We start from the raw sequence: 17,940 nt of genomic DNA on the forward strand, positions 1-17,940 counted from the left end.
TGCGGACGACTCCGTTTCCGCTGGTGGTGGCCCGTGAGTGGTTTGTGGGGCTATAACACCACAAAACGCTCACGGGACCTGGCCAGCGGAAACGGAGCATGAAGGGTGCGGCGGACCTCCAGGCCGGTGCTGCTGCGCCCTACTGCGATGGCTGGAAGCCGCCGGTCTGCTGCTCGAGCAGTTCGGCCAGCCGGAGCGGGGTGCGGTCCTCGAACATCGGGCCGATGAGCTGCACTCCGACCGGCAGGCCCTCGGGGGACCGGCCCGCTGGTACGGCGGTGGCGGGCAGGCCGGGCATGGTGGCCAGACCGGCCCAGACGAGCTGGTCGAAGTAGTGGTGCTCGACGCCGTCGATGTCGATGCGCCGTTCCCCCGGATCGGGGTTGTGGTCGTGCGGGAACGCGGGAGTCGGCGTGATCGGGCACACCACGGCGTCGAACTCGGCGAACAGCTGCCGCCAGCCGTGGCGGTGGAGCTCGCGGCGGTTGTTCGCCTCGATCCAGTCGCGGTGGCTGAACACCATCGCGCGCTGCCGCACGGCGTCGAGGCTCTGGTCGTCCGCGCTCAGCCCGGCGGCGCGGATCCGCAGCTGCTCGTGCGAATCGACGGGGAAGCGCGCGACGGATCCCGAGATCAGCAGCTGCATGTAGATCGTCGCGGCTTCGGTCAGATCGGGCAGCAGCGGGCTGTGCCGTTCGACGCGGGCACCGCCGTCGACGAGCGCGGCGGCCACCCGGTCCACGCCCGCACGCACGGCGGAGGAGGTCGGAAGGAGCGGATGCTCGTCCAGGACCAGGACCCGGAAGTCGTCGAGCCGCTCGTGGCGGGCGGGCGGCAGCACCAGGTGGTGGGCCTTGCCGAGCGTCAGCGGGTCCGGTCCGGCCATGACGTCGAGCAGGAGCGTGAGGTCGCGGGCGGTGCGCGCCATCGGACCGACGACGGCGAGGTCGGAGTCGACCGGCAAGGCCGGCTCGGACGGCGCGACCATCCCGCCGCGGGCTGCCACCAGTCCGAGCGTCGGCTTGTGCGCGTAGATGCCGCAGAAGTGCGCGGGGGTGCGCAGCGAACCGGCGAGGTCGGAGCCGATGGACAGCGCGCCGAACCCGCACGCCAGGGCCGCCGCCGACCCGCCGGAGGACCCGCCCGACGTGCGATCGTGGTCCCACGGGTTGTTGGTGGTGCCGTAGATCTCGTTGAAGCTCTGGATGTCTTGCAGCCCCAGGGGCACGTTGGTCTTGCCGAGCACCACCGCACCCGCGTCCTTGAGCCGCGCCACCTGCACCGCGTCTTCGGTCGGCACGTAGTTCCGGTGCGGTGGCATGCCCCAGGTCGTGGGCAGCCCGGCGATGTTGTACGACTCCTTGACCGTCACCGGAATGCCGAGCAGCGGCCGGTCCTCACCACGCGCGCGTGCCTGGTCGGCGCGGTGCGCGGCGTCCCGCGCGCGGTCGAAGTCCGGCACGCAGATCGCGTTGATCGCCTCGTCGTCGCGCTCGATGCGCGCGATCGCCTCTTCGGTCAGTTCCACCGATGTCACCGCACCGGCGCGCAACGCGGCAACGAGCTCTTCGGCAGATTTCAGGCTCCACTCCATGAATCCGAAGCTATCGACCTGCCGAAGGGGGCACGAAATTCCTTTTCGCGCAACGGGAAAGACGAACACCGCCCTCGTTCTGCCGCCAAGGCGGCTAACCACTGGTCACCGCACCGACAGCAGGCCGAACCCACCGCGCAGCCATGAAATGCCGCGTCGTGCAACAGGATGGACGTCTCAAGGCTTGTCGACGTTCCCGATCGCTCATCGGGTACGTCCACGTGACGACCAACATCACCCCGGACGTCGAGGGCGACGCCATCGACTTCTTCTTCACCAGCGAAGTAGTCGCGATCCTCGACCCCGAGTACGAGAACGCGGTGCTGTTCGAGGCCTCGTAACGCGTTCACGGCAGAGCGGCTTTGGTGCAGCGGCGGGCCAGGTCGGCGAAGGCTTCTCTGAGCTCTGGTGGGCCGATCACCTCGACGTCCGCGTCGAACCTGGTGATGGCTGCCGCCAGGCCGGGCCAGGACCAGGAGCCGAGGACGACGCGGCAGCGGTTCGGGCCGAGCTCCTCCACCACTCCGTCGCGGGTGTAGCGGGAGACGGCGGCCGCCGGGAGGTCGAGGATCACTTCGCCGCGGCAGGGCCAGGCTCCGGTGGCGTCGGCTCCTCTGAAGCGGTTGATGACGAAGGCCGCGACGTCGCCGCCGGGCACTTCGCGGGGCGTGAAGCGCGGGCCGGTCGGGATGCGCGGGGTGATCCGGTCCGCGCGGAAGGTGCGCCAGTCGCCGCGGTCGAGGTCCCAGGCGACGAGGTACCAGCGCCTGGCCCAGGTGACGAGGTGGTGCGGTTCCACCCGGCGCGGATCCCCGGATGCGTAGTCGAAGCGGAGGATCTCGCAGGCGCGGACGGCTGCGCCGAGCGCGAGCAGGACGTTGCTGCTGGCCTGCGGGGCCGAGTTCGGGACGGTGGTGACCTGGAGCGCGTCGACGCGGCTGCGCAGGCGCGCGGGCATGACCTGCCGGACGGTGTTCAGCGCGCGCACGGCGGCTTCGTCGATACCGGCTCCGCTGGTGGTGGCGATCTGGAGCGCGATGGCGAGCGCCACGGCCTGCTCGTCGTCGAACAGCAGCGGCGGCAGTTCGGCACCGGGTTCGAGCCGGTAGCCGCCGTCGGGGCCCTTGACGGCCGCGATGGGATAGCCGAGTTCGCGCAGGCGGTCGACGTCGCGGCGCACGGTGCGCTGGCTGACCTGGAGCCGCTCGGCCAGCACCGCGCCCGGCCAGTCCCGGCGGGCTTGGAGCAGCGAGAGCAACGCGAGCAGTCTCGCCGAGGTTTTCGGCATGTCTCCCATACTGCCCGCAGAAGAGGACACAACCTGTCCTGTTCACCTGAAATGGTCGTGCCATGAACAACCTCGACGCCGAGCGCACCGCGCTGGTGACCATGCTCGCCACCACCCGATCCACCCTGACCAGCACCGTTCGCGGGCTCAGCGACGACCAGCTCGGCGAGCGGCCGACGGTCAGCGAGCTGTGCCTGGGCGGCCTGATCAAGCACGTCGCGGCCATCGAGGAGATGTGGCTGCGCTTCGCCCTCGAAGGCCCCTCCGCCATGCGCTACGACCTGCCCGACGGCGTGACCTGGGCCGATTTCGCCGCCGGGACCGCGCGCGAGTTCCCGCAGTGGATGATCGACCACCAGAACAACTTCAAGATGCTGCCCGGCGACACGCTGGCCTCGGTCGTCGAGCGCTACGAGAAGGTCGCCGCCCGCAGCGAGGAGATCATCGCCGACATCGACTTGTCGACATCGCACCCGCTGCCGGAAGCGCCGTGGCACGAGCCCGGTGCGGCGTGGAGCGTGCGTCAGGTGCTGTTGCACGTCATCGTCGAAACCGCCCAGCACGCCGGGCACGCCGACATCCTGCGCGAGACGATCGACGGCCAGAAGGCGTTCTGAACGGGAGAAACCGCGGCATGACAGTCCTCGACGCCCGCGCGCTCAACCGCGCGACGCTCGCCCGGCAGCTGCTGCTCGACCGCTCCGATGCGACGGCGCTCGACGCGGTTTCGCACCTGTGCGGCTTGCAAGCGCAGGAACCGCAGGAACCGTTCGTCGGACTCTGGTCGCGACTGCGCGCGTTCGATCCGGCGACGCTCTCGGAGCTGCTGGTCGAACGGAGCGTGGTGCGGCTCGCCCTGATGCGGCGGACCATGCACCTCGTCACCGCCGACGACGCTCTGGCCTGGCGGAGTCGTCACGATGCCATGCTGCGCCAACGGGTTCTCGGCGTTTACCGCGACGAGCTGGCCGGGATCGACCCGGTGGAGCTCGCCGCTGCGGGCCTCGAGGTCATGGCCGATGGCGAGCCGCGAACGATGCCGGAGATCGCGCGCGCAGTCGCCGACCGCTGGCCGGACGCGGGAACGCGGGCGTTGGGCGAGATGCTGTTCGCCGCACTCATCCCGGTGGTGCAGGTGCCGCCGCGCGGGCTGTGGCGGCAGAAGGGCGGAGCGCGCAACGCGCTGCTCTCCTCCTGGCTGGGCCGCGAAATCGACCCGCCATCCTTGAACGGCGAGGATCCCGTCGGCGAGGAGCTGGTGCGGCGCTACCTCGCGGCGTTCGGGCCTGCGACCTCGACGGATCTGCGTTCTTGGTGCGGCTTGGCGGGATTGCCGCGCGCGGTGGCCGCGGTCCGAGGGGAGCTCGTCTCCTTCCGCGACGAGCGGGGCCGCGAGCTGCTGGATCTCCCCGACGCACCGCGTCCTGACCCCGACGTTCCCGCGCCGGTACGGTTCCTGCCGGCGTTCGACAACGCGATCCTCGGCTACCACGACCGCAGCCGGATCATCGACGACGAACACCGCGGCCTGTCGGTCGCCGGAGAACGCGTCGTCCTCGTCGACGGCCGGGTCGCCGCGACCTGGACCGTCGACGACGGAACAGTGCAGGTCAGCCCGCTGCACGCACTTTCCCGAACCGATCGCGCCGAAGTCGCCGAACAAGGCCGGGAACTCGCGGCCTTCCTCTCCGACGGCGAGAACGACCGCGTCGCCATCGCCGCGTGATCAGCCCAGGAAAGCCAGGACTCGTTGCCAGGTCTCTTCGGCGGCCGCTGGGTCGTGATCGGGGAGTTCGGGGTCGGTGTAGAAGTGGCCCGCGCCCGGGTAGCGGAAGACCTCCAGCTCGACGCCGGACTTCTCGGCGTCCTGCTGGAGGGCTTCGACGCGTTCTCGCGGTGCGAACTCGTCCTGCTCAGCGGCGTGCAGCTGCACCCTGATGCCGCGACGGACCGGTGTCGGGAGTTCCGGGGCTGCGTGGAGCAGGAGAACGGCCGCTGTTTCCGGGCGCTCTGGCCAGAGGTCCGCGGCGACCTGGGTTCCCATGGAGAGTCCGGAGAGCACCGTCTCGGCGGGTAACTCCGCGAGGCTCTTCCTCGCGCGGTCCATGAGCGTCGACCAGCCGATCTGGTCGAGCAGCTGGAATCCGGCGTCGATGGTGGAGGTGGTCTCACCTGCGAAGAGGTCAGGTGTGGTGACCTCGTGACCTGCGCTTCGCAGCCGATCTGCGGCGAGGCGTTCGGCAGAGCGGAGACCGAGGACGGAATGGAACAGCACGATGTGGGCCACCTGAGCATCGTGCCGCACCGAGCGCTGCCGGGGTGGCCGGTCGGTGCACGGGGAGGGTCGATGCACCGACCGGCCGGGGCGGGCCGATGCCAACGGTCGGGGGCATTCGGCATCGGCCCGGGCTTCAGAGGTTCTGGAGGAGTTGGTGGATCCGGCGTTGGACCTCCAGCGATGGGCCTGGTTCCGGGTCTGGTGGAGCTGGTTCGCGGAGGCGGTGGCGACCGGTTCGCTCACGTTGTCGCCGTTCGGCTTCGGCTTCTTCGATGAGTTGCCACACCGTCAGCGCGCCTTCACCGCTTCCGGCGTGCTGCGGGCGGTAGGTGCACCAGGTCAGGGCGATCAGGATCAGCGCTGTCGTTGCGACGGCAGCGAGATACGGGAGTGCGGTGAGCATTCTGTTCCTTCCAAGAGGGCTTTTTCCTTCAACAGCACGGCGAGTTCGTCGAGCGCAGCGGCGGTGTCGGTGAGCTCTCCGGCGTCGAACCGGCCGCCGACGATGCGGTAGGCCAGGTCGTCGAGCAACCACTGCGCCCGCCGGAGCAGCACCGCCAGCGCGACGGCTTCTGCGCTCATGGCACGGCTTTTCGAGTGCTGGCGGAGCTGGGAGCAGGCGTCGATCCGGTGATTCGGTGGGCCTCGGCGTTGCACGCCTGGCAGGTGGACCACAGCCACCCGAACTCGGAGTTGTCCGCCAGCAGCTCCCGCCCGCACAACGTGGTCACCCCCATCCCGGTCGGATACCCACCGCTAGGACGAGAATCCAGACTCGCGTGCCGCTCACCTTCCCCAGGAACCCAGTGGAACGGATGCATCGGTGCCGCCTTCCAGGATGTCTCCAATGTTTCCGGAATCAATGGAAGCACCGGAAGCGGTCGGGTTCTATTCCCGGTTCGAGTGATGTTGAAGTGCAAAAATGAGCGGTAATCTACGTTGCATGCCTGGAAACACGCGAACCCCGAAGGCTCGCGCCCTTGGCGCGGCGCTTCGATCCGCCCGAGAGGAACGCAACATCGGCTTGCGGCAGCTGGCGAAGCAGATCGAATGCGCACCCGGCACGCTCTCCCGCTGGGAGACCGGCGACCGATGCCCGAAGCCCGCAGACATCGCCAGGATTCTCACAACGCTCGGGGTGACCGGTGAGAAGTACGAGGAAATCCTGGATATGGCCAACGGGGCAAGCGCCCCGCACTGGCTCGCGGTGAGCCTTCCAGAGCAACGTCAACAGCTCAGTGCTTTGCTTGAGTTCGAGCGAACAGCAAAGTCGATCACGCACGCCGCCCCCTTGCTGATCCCCGGGCTTCTGCAAAGCACGACCTACATCCGGGCAATCATGACTGCCGGTGGCGTGCCTCCAGAAGAAGTGGAAACACGCATCGCAATTCGGGTGGGCAGGCGCGAAGCGATCACACGAAACGACGAGCCGGTCCGCCTCAAAGCCGCGATCGGTGAAGCAGCTCTTCGGCAGATCGTTGGCAGTCCCGACGCCATGTCCGAGCAGCTGGACCATCTGCTCCAGCTCTCAGAGCTCAAGAACGTCGATGTCCACGTCGTGCCGTTCAAGAGCGGTTGGCACCCAGCGCTGGAGGGGTTGTTTGTGCTGATCGAGTCGGACGAGGCTCCACCTGCAGTACATCTGGAGAACCGCCGGTCAGGTCTGTTCCTGCACGAGCCTGCGGACATCGAGATATACCGCGAAGCTGCCGAGACGGTGTTCAGCACAGCACTGGATGCGGCAGAGTCGAAGCAGCACATCGCCAAGGTCCGCAAGGAGATGGAGGCAGAACTATGACTTCAGTGAGCGGATGGCGGAAGTCGAGCCGCAGCCAAAACACCGACTCCTGCGTCGAAGTGGGGCGTGTCCATGCCTGGCGAAAGTCGAGCCACAGTCAAAACACGGGCTACTGCGTCGAGGTCGGGCGCATGGCCAGCTGGCAGAAGTCCAGCTACAGCCAAGGAACGGACTCCTGCGTCGAGGTGGGGGCGTTATCCGGTGGGGCTGCGGTTCGGGATACCAAGGATCGGGACGGCGGGTACTTCGTGACGACGCCCGCGCAGTGGTCGTCGTTCGTCTCGGCCGTCAAGCACGGGCGCTTCGAGCGCTGACCTCCCGTTTCAAGCCCGTGAGCACTTTGTGGGGCTGTAGCACCACAAAGTGCTCACGGGTCTGAAACCGCAGCCCGGCGGCCTGACCGCACCCTCGACCGGGATCAGGCGAAGAACGGGGTGAGGAGTGCTGCCAGGGTTCGCGGGCGGTCGAGGGGGATGATGTGGCCGCAGTCCTCGATGAGGTGCGCTACGAGGTCATCGGCGATCGGGCGGAGCTGGCGTTCGAGGGCGTTTCCGACCGGGTGGGCGCCTATCGCCATGGTCGGCACGGTGAGCCTGGCCGTCGCGACGGCGTCGCTGATCTGGCGCGCGCTGGTGGGCATGGCGCGGTAGTGGGAGAAGGCGCAGCGCAGGGCGTCGCTGCCGGTGTAGGCGGCGACGAACTCGTCCCGGATCTCCTGCGGGATACCGCGGCCGAGGGTGCCCGCGTCGAGGAACCAGTCGACGTACTCGGCCTCGTGCCCGGTCAGGACGGTTTCGGCGAGACCGGGCACCGCGTGGAACCCGAACCACCAGGGCGGCCCGCCGCGGAGGAAGTCCTTCGCGCCGGGAAGCGCGCCCAGCAGCGACTCCATGACGACGAGCTTGCGGACGCGTTCGGGGCGCCGCATGGCGAGCAGGAAGGCGACCGGGGTTCCCGCATCGATGCCGACCACGGCGGCCGTCGGCTCGTTCAGCGCATCGAGCAGGCATTCAGCGTCTTCGGCGAGCGTGCCCGCGTCGTAGCCGCCGACCGCTCTCGTGCTGGCTCCGAGGCCGCGCAGGTCCGGGGCGATGACCCGGTGGTGGCGCGCCAGGTGCGGCATCACCTCCGCCCAGAGCCGCCACGTGTGCGGAAAGCCGTGCAGCAGCAGAACAGCGGGACCGGCCCCGGCGATTGCCACGTTCACGTCGATGCCGTTGGCCCTGATCCGGCGCACAGCCCCTCCAAGCGGTTACCATTGGTTACCACAAAACCGTAGGTAACTTCTCCGGAGGTGCCAAGACGGCACTTCCACGTCAGGTGGTGAGCTCCAGGTGACCGCCAAGCGCGGGGATCTCTTCGATCCCGACTGCCCGACCCGCCGGCTGCTGGACCGGATCGGCACCAAGTGGACGTCGATGGCGGTCAAGGTCCTCGCCGACGCCGATCCCGGGGAGGTCCGCTTCGCCGAACTTCAGCGGCGGATGCCGGGTGTCTCGCAGAAGATGCTGTCCACGACGCTGCAGAGCCTCACCCGCGACGGCCTGGTCGCCCGCCGCGTGGAGCCGACGGTGCCGCCGAAGGTGCACTACAGCCTCACCGACCTGGGCCGATCGCTGGAAGTCCCGCTCTCGGCCCTCCGCGAGTGGGCGGAGCAGCACATGGCCGCCATCGACACCGGCCGGTGACAGCAGCCTCCGCTACCTCCGGACAAGGCGTTTCGCCTGGTCTGTGAGGTAGCGGTGTTCGGGGACGCTGGTCGTTCGGCGGGCCGCTTCGCGGTAGGCCTCCGCTGCCGCTTCGGGCTGGTCGAGTTGTTCGAGCAGGTGGGCGCGGGTGGCCAGGAGGCGGTGGTGGCGGGCTGTGCGCTTGTCCGATTCCAGGGTTTCGAGGAGTTCGAGGGCTGCTGCTGGGCCGTGGACTTCGGCTACTGCGACCGCTCTGTTGAGGGTGACCACCGGGTTCGGGCCGAACTGCTCCAGGATTTCGTACAGGGTCAGGATCTGCGGCCAGTCCGTGCTCACCGCGTCCGGTGCTTCGTCGTGGACCGCTGCGATCGCGGCTTGCAGCTGGTACGGGCCGACTTGGCCGCGCGGCAGAGTCCGGCTGATCAGGTCGATGCCCTCGGCGATCAGGTCGCGGTTCCAGGCTGCGCGGTCCTGCTCGGCCAGCGGGATCAGCTCGCCGTGCGGGCCGGTTCGGGCCGGTCGGCGGGCGTCGGTCAGCAGCATCAGGGCCAGCAGACCTGCGGTTTCCGGGTCGTCGGGCACCAAGCCGTGCAGCATGCGGGCCAGGCGGATCGCTTCGGTGGACAGTTCCGGGGCCGTCAGTTCCGGGCCGCCCGTGGCCGTGTAGCCCTCGTTGAAGATCAGGTACAGCACGTGCCGCACCTCGGCCAGCCGTTCCTCGCGGTCTTCCTCGGGCATCGCGAGCGCCAGGCCCCGGATGCTCTGCTTCGCGCGGCTGATGCGCTGGGCCATCGTCGCTTCGGGCACCAGGAACGCGGCGGCGATCTGGGCCGTCGTCAGACCGCCGACCGCGCGCAAGGTCAGCGCGATCTTGCTGGGTCCGGACAGAACCGGGTGGCAGTACAGGAAAAGCAGCGCCAGCGAATCGTCCTGATCAGCTTCGGGCATGGCATCGCTGACCAGCGCGGACTGCGGCGTGGCGAGCGCGTCCTCGCGGCGGCGTCGCGCCGTGTCGCTGCGGATCTGATCGACGAGCTTGCGGGTTGCCACGGTGATGAGCCAGCCGCGCGCGTTCTCCGGCACGCCCGAATCGGGCCACTGGAGAGCGGCTGCGATCAGCGCTTCCTGCACGGCGTCCTCGCACGAGTCGAAGACCTTGTACCGGCGGACGAGCGCGGTGAGGACCTGCGGCGCCAGCTCGCGCAGCAGGTCCTCAACGCTCACATGTCCCCCGCGGCTTCGTGCAGCACCGGCCACAGCTCGATCGGTTCGTCCTCGGCGAACGGCATTTCCGCCACGATCTGCTGCGCCCGCTCCAGGTTCTCGCAGTCGAGCAGGTAGAAGCTGGCGATGTACTCCTTGGTCTCCAGGTACGGGCCGTCGGTGACCGCCGGAGCGCCGTCGACGCGGCGGACGAGCTGGGCGTTGGCCGCATCCGCCAGCCCGTAGGCGCCGAGAAGCTCGCCGGTCTCGCGGTACTTGGTGTTGAAGGCGTCCTGCTTGGCGATCGCCTCCGGCCACTTCTCCGCCGGGTAGGAGTCCCACTTCTCCTGGTTGCCGTAGATCATCGCGACGTACTTCATCCCGGGTGTCCTCCCCGTCCCGCGCACCCCGCCGGCGCGCTCTCACCCATCAGTCGGAGCGCGGACGCCCTCCTCTACATCTCCGCGACACTTTTCCAGACTTTTCTCTGCATGGCCGCTGACCAGCGGTGATCAGGAATCGAAGGCGTAGACGAGGGTCAGGACGCCGTGGGCAGCTTCGGTGGCGCGGCCGGAGAGCCCGGTGAGGCCCGCCGTACCCGAGTTCGGGACGACGGTGCCGAACGTGCTCTGGTCGTCGCCGTTGGCCAGACCGCCGTGCTGGATCACGAAGGTGCCCTGGCGCCCGTCCAAGGTCGCGTTGATGCGCTCGGAGGCGACGTAGCCCGCGCCCGCGGAGCCCTGTGCGGTGAGCACTTCGGCGACGCCGGTTCCTTCCAGCGCTCCCCGGTAGGTCTTGCGGATCACGACCTTGGTCAGCTTCGGGCCGTCTTCCGGCTCCTCGTAGGGAACCTCGTCCCAGCTGTCGATCTCGAACTCGGCCTGGACGGTGATGTTCAACGTTGCTTCCTTCAGCTGGTGATCCGGGCGAGGGTGCCGTGTTCCAGGGCTGTCCACAGCGCTCCGTCGGGGCCGAGGGCGATGCCGTGCGGCTCGCTGGCCGGGGTGGGCAGGTCGTGGGTGGTGATCACGCCGTCGGTGGTGATGGAGTCGACCCGGTTGCCGCCCCACTCGGTGAACCACAGCTCGTCACCGGCCGGGGTGATGGCGTGCGGGCGGGCTTCCCGGTCGGGCAGCGGGAACTCGGTCACCTCGCCGTCGACGGTGATGCGGCCGATCTGACCTGCGGCGATCTCGACGAACCACAGCGCGCCGTCCGGGCCCGCGGTGATCCCGACCGGTGCGGCCGCCTCGGTGGGCAGCGGGTGGACGGTGACCTCACCGCCCATGTCGATCCGGCCGATCGCGTTGGCCTGGTTCATGGTGAACCACATGGCGTCGTCCGGCCCTGCGGTGATCGCGGACGGGAACGCGCCGCGCGACGGGAATCCGGTCACCTCGCCGTCGGTGGTGATCCGGCCGATGCGATCGGTGGTGGTCTCGGTGAACCACAGCGCGCCGTCGGGACCAGCGGCGATGCCGTACGGCCCGCACTCCGGCAGCGGGAACTCGGTGATCTCACCAGCGGTGGTGATCCGGCCGATCCGGTGGCCCTTGTACTCGGTGAACCACAACGCGCCGTCCGGGCCGGGGACGATGACGGTCGGGCCGGATCCGGGATCGAGCTCGTAGCTGGTCGGCTGCTCGCCGGGAACCAGCCGACCGATGTGTCCACTTCGGACCAGCGTGTACCACAGGGCGCCGTCGGTGCCGGTGGTGATCGCGTACGGGCCGCTGCCGGGCACGGCGTGTTCCTGAATCATCGGATCCCTTCCGCGATGCGGGCGATGTCGGCCGGAGTTCCGGCCATGATGGTGCGGGCGTGCTCGGTGACCAGCTCGACGGGCCAGTCCCACCAGGCCGCGTTCAGCAGCAGGTCGACGTCGGCGTCGTCGAAGCGCCGCCGGATCGCGCGGGCCGGGTTGCCGCCGACGATCGCGTACGGCGGCACGTCGGCGGTGACCACCGCTCCCGCGGCGATGATGGCGCCGTCCCCGATCGTCACGCCGGGCATGACGGTGGCGCGGTAGCCGAACCAGACGTCGTTGCCGATCACCGTGTCGCCCCGGCTGGGCATGCCGGTGACGATGTCGAGCGTCTTCGCCGCCCACTCGCCGCCGAACATGGTGAACGGGTAGGTGGACACGCCCATCGTCGGGTGCTCGGCCCCGGCCATCAGGAACCGGGTTTCCGCGGCGATCGCGCAGAACTTGCCGATGACCAGCCGTTCCGGCCCGTAGGCGTAGAGCACGTTGCGGTGCTCGAACTCGGTCGCGCCGTTCGGGTCGTCGTAGTAGGTGTAGTCGCCGACCACGATCTGCGGCGCGCTGATCAGCGGTTTCAGGAACACCACGCGCTCGTGCTCGGGCAGCGGGTGTCGGGTCATCGGATCGGGTGTCACCGTTGAGCTCCTGTGCGGTCGAGGAAGCCGCAGACGCGGCTCAAGCGGCCGTGATCGGTGATCAGCACGGCGAGTCCGATGATCACCGGTGGGCCGTCTTCCGGTCCGAGTTCCCAGGTCAGTCGCGCCACGTGGTGGTGGCTGTCGATGCTCCCGGCCAGCCGGTACACCAGGCCGGGGAACTGCCGCTGAGCCGTGGCCACCACGTCGTCGACCGCGCCGCGGCCGTCGGCCGTCGCGATCGGGTCGACGTAGCAGGCGTCCTCGGTCCACAGCTCGTCGATGAGCGCTCGGCGCTTGACCGGATCGCGCTCGTTCCAGGTGGCCAGGTACCTCCTGGCCAGTTCATCGGGCATGGCGCTCACGCTACGGCCGCCGACGAGCTGCGGAATCTGTCACAGCCAGGCAATCTGCTCCGATCGGCTTAAGTACTGTCACCAGGTGTTGCACGGACGAGATGCCGAGGTATCGGTCATCGACCAGTTGCTGGCCGACTGCCGGACCGGTCGCAGCGGGAGCCTGCTGATCACCGGGGAGCCCGGCATCGGCAAGACCGCGCTGCTGGAGCACGCGGCGACGGCCGATGGGCTGCGGATCGTGCGCAGCACCGGAATCGAATCCGAGGCGCACCTGCCGTTCGCGGGCCTGCACCTGCTGCTGCGACCTGCTCTCGACCGGATCGACGCCCTTCCCGCACCGCAGGCGCGTGCCCTGCGCGGGGCTTTCGGGCTCACCCCGGCCGAGCCCGGCGACCGCATGCTCGTCGGCCTCGCGGTGCTCTCCCTGCTCGCCGAGTTCGCCGACGGCGGACCGGTGCTGTGCCTGGTCGACGACGCGCAATGGCTGGACCGGGCGTCGTCCGAGGCCCTGCTGTTCGCCGCGCGGCGGCTCGACGCCGAGGGCATCGCGCTGATCATCGCGGCCCGAGAAGGCTTCGCCGCGCCCGGGCTGGATCAGCTGCCGCTGACCGGGATCGACGCGCCCGCCGCCGCCGAACTGCTGGCCGAGCACGCCTCGCTCTCTCCCACCGACCGGTACCGGGTTCTGGCTGAGGCGCGGGGCAATCCGCTCGCGCTCCTCGAACTTCCGGCCGCTCTCGCCGCGAACAAGCCCAGCTCCGGCGGCTCGCTGCCCTTGCCCGCCACCGTCCAGGCGGCGTTCCTCGACCAGGTGCGGCAACTTCCCGAGGCAAGCCAGCACGTGCTGCTCGTCTCCGCAGCCGAGGACACCGGTGATCGCGGCGTGGTCCTGCGCGCGGCCGCCGCGCTCGGTTGCCGACCAGCGGACCTGGTGCCTGCGGAAACGGCGGGGCTGATCCGGGTGGACAACCACACCGTGCGCTTCCGCCACCCGCTCGTGCGATCCGCCGTCTACCAGGCGGCGCCGGTCAGCCTCCGGCTCGTCGTGCACACCGCGCTCGCCGACGCCCTCGACCAGCCCGACGACGCCGACCGGCGCGCCTGGCACCACGCCGTGGTGGCCACCGGACCCGACGAGCAGGTGGCCGCGGAACTGGAGCGCACCGCTCAGCGGGCTGCCACGCGCAGCGGTTACGCCGCTGCCTCTGCGGCCTACGAGCGGGCCGCGCAGCTGACACCGCCCGGGGCGGATCACGCCCGCCGACTCGTGCTGGCCGCCGAAGCAGCCGCCGAGGAGGGCGATGTCGAGCGCATGGCCGAACTCGCCACCACCGACGACCAGGCCTTGGCCGTCCGAGCGATCCGGGTTCGCGCCACCTCGGCTTTCCACCGCGGCTCGCTCCGCACGGCCCGCCAGCTGCTGATCGAAGCCGCCGCGCTCACCGACGACCTGCCGCTGACCGCGCACCTGCTGCTCGACGCGGTGCACGCCGCCTGGTACCTCGGGGAGCACGAGATCGCCGACGCCGCGGACCGGCTGGCCGCGCTGCCGCTGCCGCCCGAGGACCCGCTCACCCACGTCGCCCGCCTGCTGACCTGGGCCGTCCGATCCGCGATCGGACAGCCGGAGCCGGACGCACTCGCCGACCGGATCGCGGCGGCCCGGCGGACCGGATTCGGCGACACGATCCTGGTCGGCGCCACCAGCTTGCAGGCCACCGGCCAGGACGCCCAGGCCCACCAGGTGGCCCACGAACTGCTCGCCCAGTGCCGCGACCAGGGCTGGATCGGCCGGACGCCGCCGGTGCTGGTGTGCCTCGCCCGCGCATCGACCTTCCGCAGCCGGCACACCGACGCCTGGAACGAGGCGACCCAGGCGTTGCAGATCGCGCAGGAACTCGGGCACCGGCAGTGGATCGGCGACACCAGCGGCGTGCTGGCCTACCTGGCCGCGGTGACAGGTGACGAGCAGCGCTGCCACGCCTTCGCCGACGACGCGCTCACCGCACCGGAACCCGGCTCACCCGCGCCCGGCGCGTCCTGGGCGCACTGGGCGCTGGCGCTGCTCGACCTCGGCAACGCCCGGTGGGATTCCGCCCTCGCCCGGCTGACCGCGCTGCACACCGGGCCGGTCCGGCACCAGCTTCCCGGCCTGCGCAGCATCCCCGACCTGATCGAAGCAGCAGCGCGGCTCGGCCGGGCGGCCGACGTCCACGAGCCGCTCGCGCAGCTCACTTCCTGGGCGAGTCACGCCGAGCAGCCGTGGATCGACGCGCACGTCCACCGCTGCCGCGCACTGCTCGCGCCCGACGAGGACGCGGCCGAGCTGTACCTCGCCGCGCTGCGGTGCCATCCCGACGACCGGCCGTTCGAGCGCGCCCGAACAGCCTTGCTGTACGGCGAATGGCTGCGGCGTGCGCGCCGGAAATCCGAGGCCAGAGCACAGCTTCGCGATGCGTACGAGACGTTCCGCAGGCTCGACGCCGCGCCGTGGGCGGAACGGGCCCGCACCGAACTCGATGCTTCCGGCGAAGCCGTGCCGTCGCCCGGCGGAGGTGCGCTCGCCGTGCTCACCCCGCAGGAGCGGAAGATCATCCGGCTCGCGGCGCGCGGACTGTCCAACAGGGACATTGCCGCGCAGCTGTTCCTCAGCCCCCGCACCGTCGGATACCACCTGTACAAGGCCTTCCCCAAGCTCGGAGTCACCGCCCGAACCGAACTCGCCGACCTCTGAGCCGAACCCCGGCGCCCACGCCGCGTCACCCGGCGGCTCTACGTGCGGCTCGGCCCGCCGGGGGTGCGGGTGGAACAGCTCCGGTGTCGCTCAGCTTTCGGGGCGGGAGAACTCCTTGATCAGGACCGGGTACTGCTCTCCGCCGTGGCCTGCGGCGATCGCTCGGTCGACCATCACCTTGATCAGCTTCGGCAGTTCGGCGTTGACGCCCACCGCTTCGGCTTCCTCGACCAGGTGGCCGATGGCCTGCGCTTCGGTCTCCAGCGTCGCCACCTCGGCCGGGAACGAGCCGCGGTCGATCTGCTCGGCGTAGCCCGGCAGCCATCCGGCCACCTCGACCGCGACCTGCTGCGCGAACGGCGCGTACGTCGCGGCGTCGACACCAGCCGTCCGGAGCATGGCCGTGCCCTGTAACCAGGCGTTCAGAACGCTCCACATCATGGCCAGACCGGACACGTCGTACAGCGACGCCAGGCCCGGGTCCTCGCCGAGGTAGGTGGCGACGCCGAGCTCGGCGAGCGTTGCCTCGTGCGCCTCGAAGACAGGCTTCGGCCCGCTGGCGAGGATGATCCCGTCCGGCGTCCCGATCGTCGAGGGGATGGCCATGATCGCGCCGTCCAGGTAGCGGGCGCCGCGCTCCTGCGCCCAGCGGGCGGTTTCCCCGGCCTGGGTCGAGTCGCCCGAGGTCAGGTTGATCACCGTCGTGCCGTTCAGCTCGACGTCGCTCGCGCCGAGCAGCTCGTGCACGGCCGTGTAGTCGGTGACGCAGATGATCGTCACGGATCCGGCCTCGATCGCCTCGCCGACCGTCGGCGCCAGCCGCGCGCCGTCGGCCACCAGCTGATCGGCCTTGGCCGTCGTCCGGTTCCATACAGTTGTGGGGTGCCCCGCCTTCAGCAGCGCGCCGGCGAGCGCCTGGCCCATCAGGCCGAGCCCGATGACTGTCACGGGGGTGTTGGTCTTGTCGTTCACAACAGCATCGTCAACGTTGATACCGGTATGAAGGTCAAGTGAGGATTCGATGCGAATCGGGGAACTGAGCCGTCGGACGGGCGTCAACGCCCACCAGCTGCGCTACTACGAAGCTCAAGGGCTGCTGGAAGCCGACCGCGGCGCGAACGGCTACCGCGACTACGGCGAGCCCGCCGTGCTGCGCGTGAAGCAGATCCGGCACCTGCTCGACGCCGGGCTCTCCACCGAGGACATCGCCTTCCTGCTGCCGTGCGCGGTCGGCGAAACCCCGGAGCTGATGGGATGCCCCGAGCTGCTGGCCGGGATGCGGTCCCGCCTGCGGCGGATCGACGAGCAGATGGACCGGCTCGCCCGGTCCCGCAGCGCCCTCGTCGACTACATCGACGCGGCCGAGCGGGTGAGCAGCGAGAACTACCCGCCGTTCGACGGTTCGGAGCCCGTGTCCGCCTAGGTCCAGTCGATGCGGTGGCCGTACATCCAGTCCATCGCGTCCGGAGTCGGCTTGCGCAGCTTGAAGATCAGCGGCAGCACGTGCCGCATCACCGGGCCGAGGGTCTTGCCGTCGCCGTTGCGCTTGCCCTGCGCCACAACACGTTCCACCCTCGCGCGGCGGAGCGACTCGTAAGCGGTGAAGGCGGCGGGCACGCTGGCCGCGTCGCGCAGGCACTTCGCCAGCGTGATCGCGTCCTCGATCGCCATCGACGCGCCCTGGCCCGAAGCCGGTGAGGTGGCGTGCGCCGCATCGCCGATGATGATCATCCGATCGCGGTGCCAGACCGGTGCCTTCGGGAAGTCGTAGGTGCTCCAGCCCGCGAAGATCTCGTCGCTCGCGGCGACCAGGTCGCGGGCCGGGCCGTCGTCCTCGGCGAACAGGTCGAGCAGCTTGGCGCGCCACTGCTCCGCACCGACCGCGGCGAGCTCCTGCTTCGACAGCTCCTTCGGCTGGCGCGGGTTGGCGAACCACCACACGTCGCCGTCCGGGTGCACGACGTAGCTGTAGAAGCAGCCGCGGCCGAAGACCATGTGCATGTGGCCGGGCTCGGCGTCGAGACGCAGGCCTTCGGCGTAGCCGCCGGTGTTGAGCAGCGGCACGTAGCGCGGTGGCGGCGCGCTCGGGTCGATGATCGTGCGGACGGTGGAGCGCAGGCCGTCCGCGCCGATGATCAGATCGGCGTGCGCGGAGCTCCCGTCGACGAAGGTGGCGGTCACGCCATCGCCCTCCGGCGTCGCGGCGACCAGCCGCTTGCCGTACTCGATCGGGATGCCGCGCCGGACGGCCTCGTCCCGCAGCGCGCCGTAGAGCGCGGCCCGGGTGATGGTCTGCGTGCCGGTTCCGTCGGGCAGCGCCGCGCCGAAGCCGAACTCGGCCATGGGCTTCTTCCCGCCCATGCCGAGGGACATCCTCGGGGTCGCGAAGCCCTTGTCGCGCACTGCCTCGTGCAGGTCGAGCGTGCCGAGCGCGGCGATGCCGTTGACCGCCAGGGTCAGGAACGCGCCGACGCCGTCCGCGCCCCGGTCGTACGCCTCGTGGACGGTCGCGTCGATGCCGGCCTTCTGGAGCGCCATCGCGGTGACCGGCCCGGCCACTCCGCCACCGATGATCATCGCTTTAGTCATACTATGACT

21 protein-coding genes are annotated in these 17,940 nt (G+C 69.8%); 7 read left to right on the forward strand and 14 right to left on the reverse strand.

What is annotated here, in order from left to right:
• Positions 1-139: 139 nt before the first annotated feature.
• Both OU416_RS17430 and OU416_RS17435 read right to left on the reverse strand, forming a co-directional pair.
• Positions 140-1,594 carry an amidase gene (locus OU416_RS17430; protein WP_270928039.1) on the reverse strand — a complete coding sequence of 485 codons (1,455 nt, stop codon included), beginning with the start codon at positions 1,592-1,594 and terminating at the stop codon, positions 140-142.
• A 346-nt stretch (positions 1,595-1,940) separates the two neighbouring features.
• Positions 1,941-2,882: a helix-turn-helix transcriptional regulator gene (locus tag OU416_RS17435; protein WP_270928040.1), complete on the reverse strand. Its 942-nt coding sequence runs from the start codon at positions 2,880-2,882 to the stop codon at positions 1,941-1,943.
• A 62-nt stretch (positions 2,883-2,944) separates the two neighbouring features.
• On the opposite strand from OU416_RS17435, the gene OU416_RS17440 reads away from it, so the two are divergent.
• Both OU416_RS17440 and OU416_RS17445 read left to right on the forward strand, forming a co-directional pair.
• Positions 2,945-3,499, forward strand: coding sequence for a DinB family protein (locus OU416_RS17440; RefSeq protein ID WP_270928041.1), 555 nt, complete (start codon positions 2,945-2,947; stop codon positions 3,497-3,499).
• Positions 3,500-3,516: 17 nt separating this feature from the next.
• A complete protein-coding gene (locus OU416_RS17445) occupies positions 3,517-4,608 on the forward strand; it encodes a winged helix DNA-binding domain-containing protein (protein WP_270928042.1) in 1,092 nt (363 codons plus the stop codon).
• On the opposite strand, the gene OU416_RS17450 is transcribed toward OU416_RS17445, so the two are convergent.
• The 3 genes from OU416_RS17450 to OU416_RS17460 form a co-directional block, all read right to left on the reverse strand.
• Complete coding sequence (locus OU416_RS17450; protein WP_270928043.1) at positions 4,609-5,169, reverse strand: dienelactone hydrolase family protein; 561 nt, start codon at positions 5,167-5,169, stop codon at positions 4,609-4,611.
• 345 nt (positions 5,170-5,514) lie between these two features.
• The gene (locus tag OU416_RS17455) at positions 5,515-5,742 is read right to left on the reverse strand and encodes a hypothetical protein (protein ID WP_270928044.1); all 228 of its coding nucleotides are present in this window, start codon (positions 5,740-5,742) and stop codon (positions 5,515-5,517) included.
• The gene (locus OU416_RS17460) at positions 5,739-5,981 is read right to left on the reverse strand and encodes a zinc finger protein (protein WP_270928045.1); all 243 of its coding nucleotides are present in this window, start codon (positions 5,979-5,981) and stop codon (positions 5,739-5,741) included. The genes OU416_RS17455 and OU416_RS17460 overlap by 4 nt, the downstream gene beginning before the upstream one ends.
• A 122-nt stretch (positions 5,982-6,103) precedes the next feature.
• Here OU416_RS17460 and OU416_RS17465 point away from each other — a divergent pair, with 122 nt between their 5' ends.
• Both OU416_RS17465 and OU416_RS17475 read left to right on the forward strand, forming a co-directional pair.
• The gene (locus tag OU416_RS17465; protein ID WP_270928046.1) at positions 6,104-6,958 is read left to right on the forward strand and encodes a helix-turn-helix domain-containing protein; all 855 of its coding nucleotides are present in this window, start codon (positions 6,104-6,106) and stop codon (positions 6,956-6,958) included.
• On the forward strand, positions 6,955-7,272 hold the full coding sequence (locus OU416_RS17475; RefSeq protein WP_333779642.1) for a DUF397 domain-containing protein: 318 nt from the start codon (positions 6,955-6,957) through the stop codon (positions 7,270-7,272). The genes OU416_RS17465 and OU416_RS17475 overlap by 4 nt, the downstream gene beginning before the upstream one ends.
• Before the next feature lie 104 nt (positions 7,273-7,376).
• On the opposite strand, the gene OU416_RS17480 is transcribed toward OU416_RS17475, so the two are convergent.
• A complete protein-coding gene (locus OU416_RS17480) occupies positions 7,377-8,195 on the reverse strand; it encodes an alpha/beta fold hydrolase (RefSeq protein ID WP_270928047.1) in 819 nt (272 codons plus the stop codon).
• A 97-nt stretch (positions 8,196-8,292) separates the two neighbouring features.
• Between OU416_RS17480 and OU416_RS17485 the strand changes: the two genes are divergently transcribed.
• A complete protein-coding gene (locus tag OU416_RS17485) occupies positions 8,293-8,646 on the forward strand; it encodes a winged helix-turn-helix transcriptional regulator (protein WP_270928048.1) in 354 nt (117 codons plus the stop codon).
• 12 nt (positions 8,647-8,658) lie between these two features.
• On the opposite strand, the gene OU416_RS17490 is transcribed toward OU416_RS17485, so the two are convergent.
• The 6 genes from OU416_RS17490 to OU416_RS17515 form a co-directional block, all read right to left on the reverse strand.
• On the reverse strand, positions 8,659-9,870 hold the full coding sequence (locus OU416_RS17490) for an RNA polymerase sigma factor (protein ID WP_270928049.1): 1,212 nt from the start codon (positions 9,868-9,870) through the stop codon (positions 8,659-8,661).
• Positions 9,867-10,229 (reverse strand): YciI family protein, encoded by a 363-nt coding sequence (locus OU416_RS17495; RefSeq protein ID WP_270928050.1) that lies wholly within the window; start codon positions 10,227-10,229, stop codon positions 9,867-9,869. Before OU416_RS17495 ends, OU416_RS17490 begins: the two co-directional genes overlap by 4 nt.
• Before the next feature lie 132 nt (positions 10,230-10,361).
• Entirely contained in the window at positions 10,362-10,748 is a 387-nt protein-coding gene (locus OU416_RS17500; protein WP_270928051.1) for a DUF3224 domain-containing protein, read from the reverse strand.
• A gap of 11 nt (positions 10,749-10,759) precedes the next feature.
• Complete coding sequence (locus OU416_RS17505; protein WP_270928052.1) at positions 10,760-11,611, reverse strand: Vgb family protein; 852 nt, start codon at positions 11,609-11,611, stop codon at positions 10,760-10,762.
• Positions 11,608-12,249: a CatB-related O-acetyltransferase gene (locus OU416_RS17510; protein ID WP_270928053.1), complete on the reverse strand. Its 642-nt coding sequence runs from the start codon at positions 12,247-12,249 to the stop codon at positions 11,608-11,610. The genes OU416_RS17505 and OU416_RS17510 overlap by 4 nt, the downstream gene beginning before the upstream one ends.
• A complete protein-coding gene (locus OU416_RS17515) occupies positions 12,246-12,605 on the reverse strand; it encodes a nuclear transport factor 2 family protein (RefSeq protein ID WP_270928054.1) in 360 nt (119 codons plus the stop codon). The genes OU416_RS17510 and OU416_RS17515 overlap by 4 nt, the downstream gene beginning before the upstream one ends.
• 85 nt (positions 12,606-12,690) lie before the next feature.
• Here OU416_RS17515 and OU416_RS17520 point away from each other — a divergent pair, with 85 nt between their 5' ends.
• Entirely contained in the window at positions 12,691-15,342 is a 2,652-nt protein-coding gene (locus OU416_RS17520) for a helix-turn-helix transcriptional regulator (RefSeq protein WP_270928055.1), read from the forward strand.
• 90 nt (positions 15,343-15,432) lie between these two features.
• Here OU416_RS17520 and OU416_RS17525 read toward each other — a convergent pair whose 3' ends face one another.
• Entirely contained in the window at positions 15,433-16,314 is an 882-nt protein-coding gene (locus tag OU416_RS17525; protein WP_270928056.1) for an NAD(P)-dependent oxidoreductase, read from the reverse strand.
• A 49-nt stretch (positions 16,315-16,363) separates the two neighbouring features.
• On the opposite strand from OU416_RS17525, the gene OU416_RS17530 reads away from it, so the two are divergent.
• Positions 16,364-16,765, forward strand: a complete 402-nt coding sequence (locus tag OU416_RS17530) for a MerR family transcriptional regulator (RefSeq protein ID WP_270928057.1) — start codon at positions 16,364-16,366, stop codon at positions 16,763-16,765.
• Here the strand turns inward: OU416_RS17530 and OU416_RS17535 are convergent.
• Positions 16,762-17,931 carry an FAD-dependent oxidoreductase gene (locus tag OU416_RS17535; RefSeq protein WP_270928058.1) on the reverse strand — a complete coding sequence of 390 codons (1,170 nt, stop codon included), beginning with the start codon at positions 17,929-17,931 and terminating at the stop codon, positions 16,762-16,764. The genes OU416_RS17530 and OU416_RS17535 overlap by 4 nt on opposite strands.
• Positions 17,932-17,940: the final 9 nt, after the last annotated feature.

Origin of the sequence: Saccharopolyspora indica, assembly GCF_027853965.1 — a bacterium.
Taxonomy (GTDB): domain Bacteria; phylum Actinomycetota; class Actinomycetes; order Mycobacteriales; family Pseudonocardiaceae; genus Saccharopolyspora; species Saccharopolyspora indica.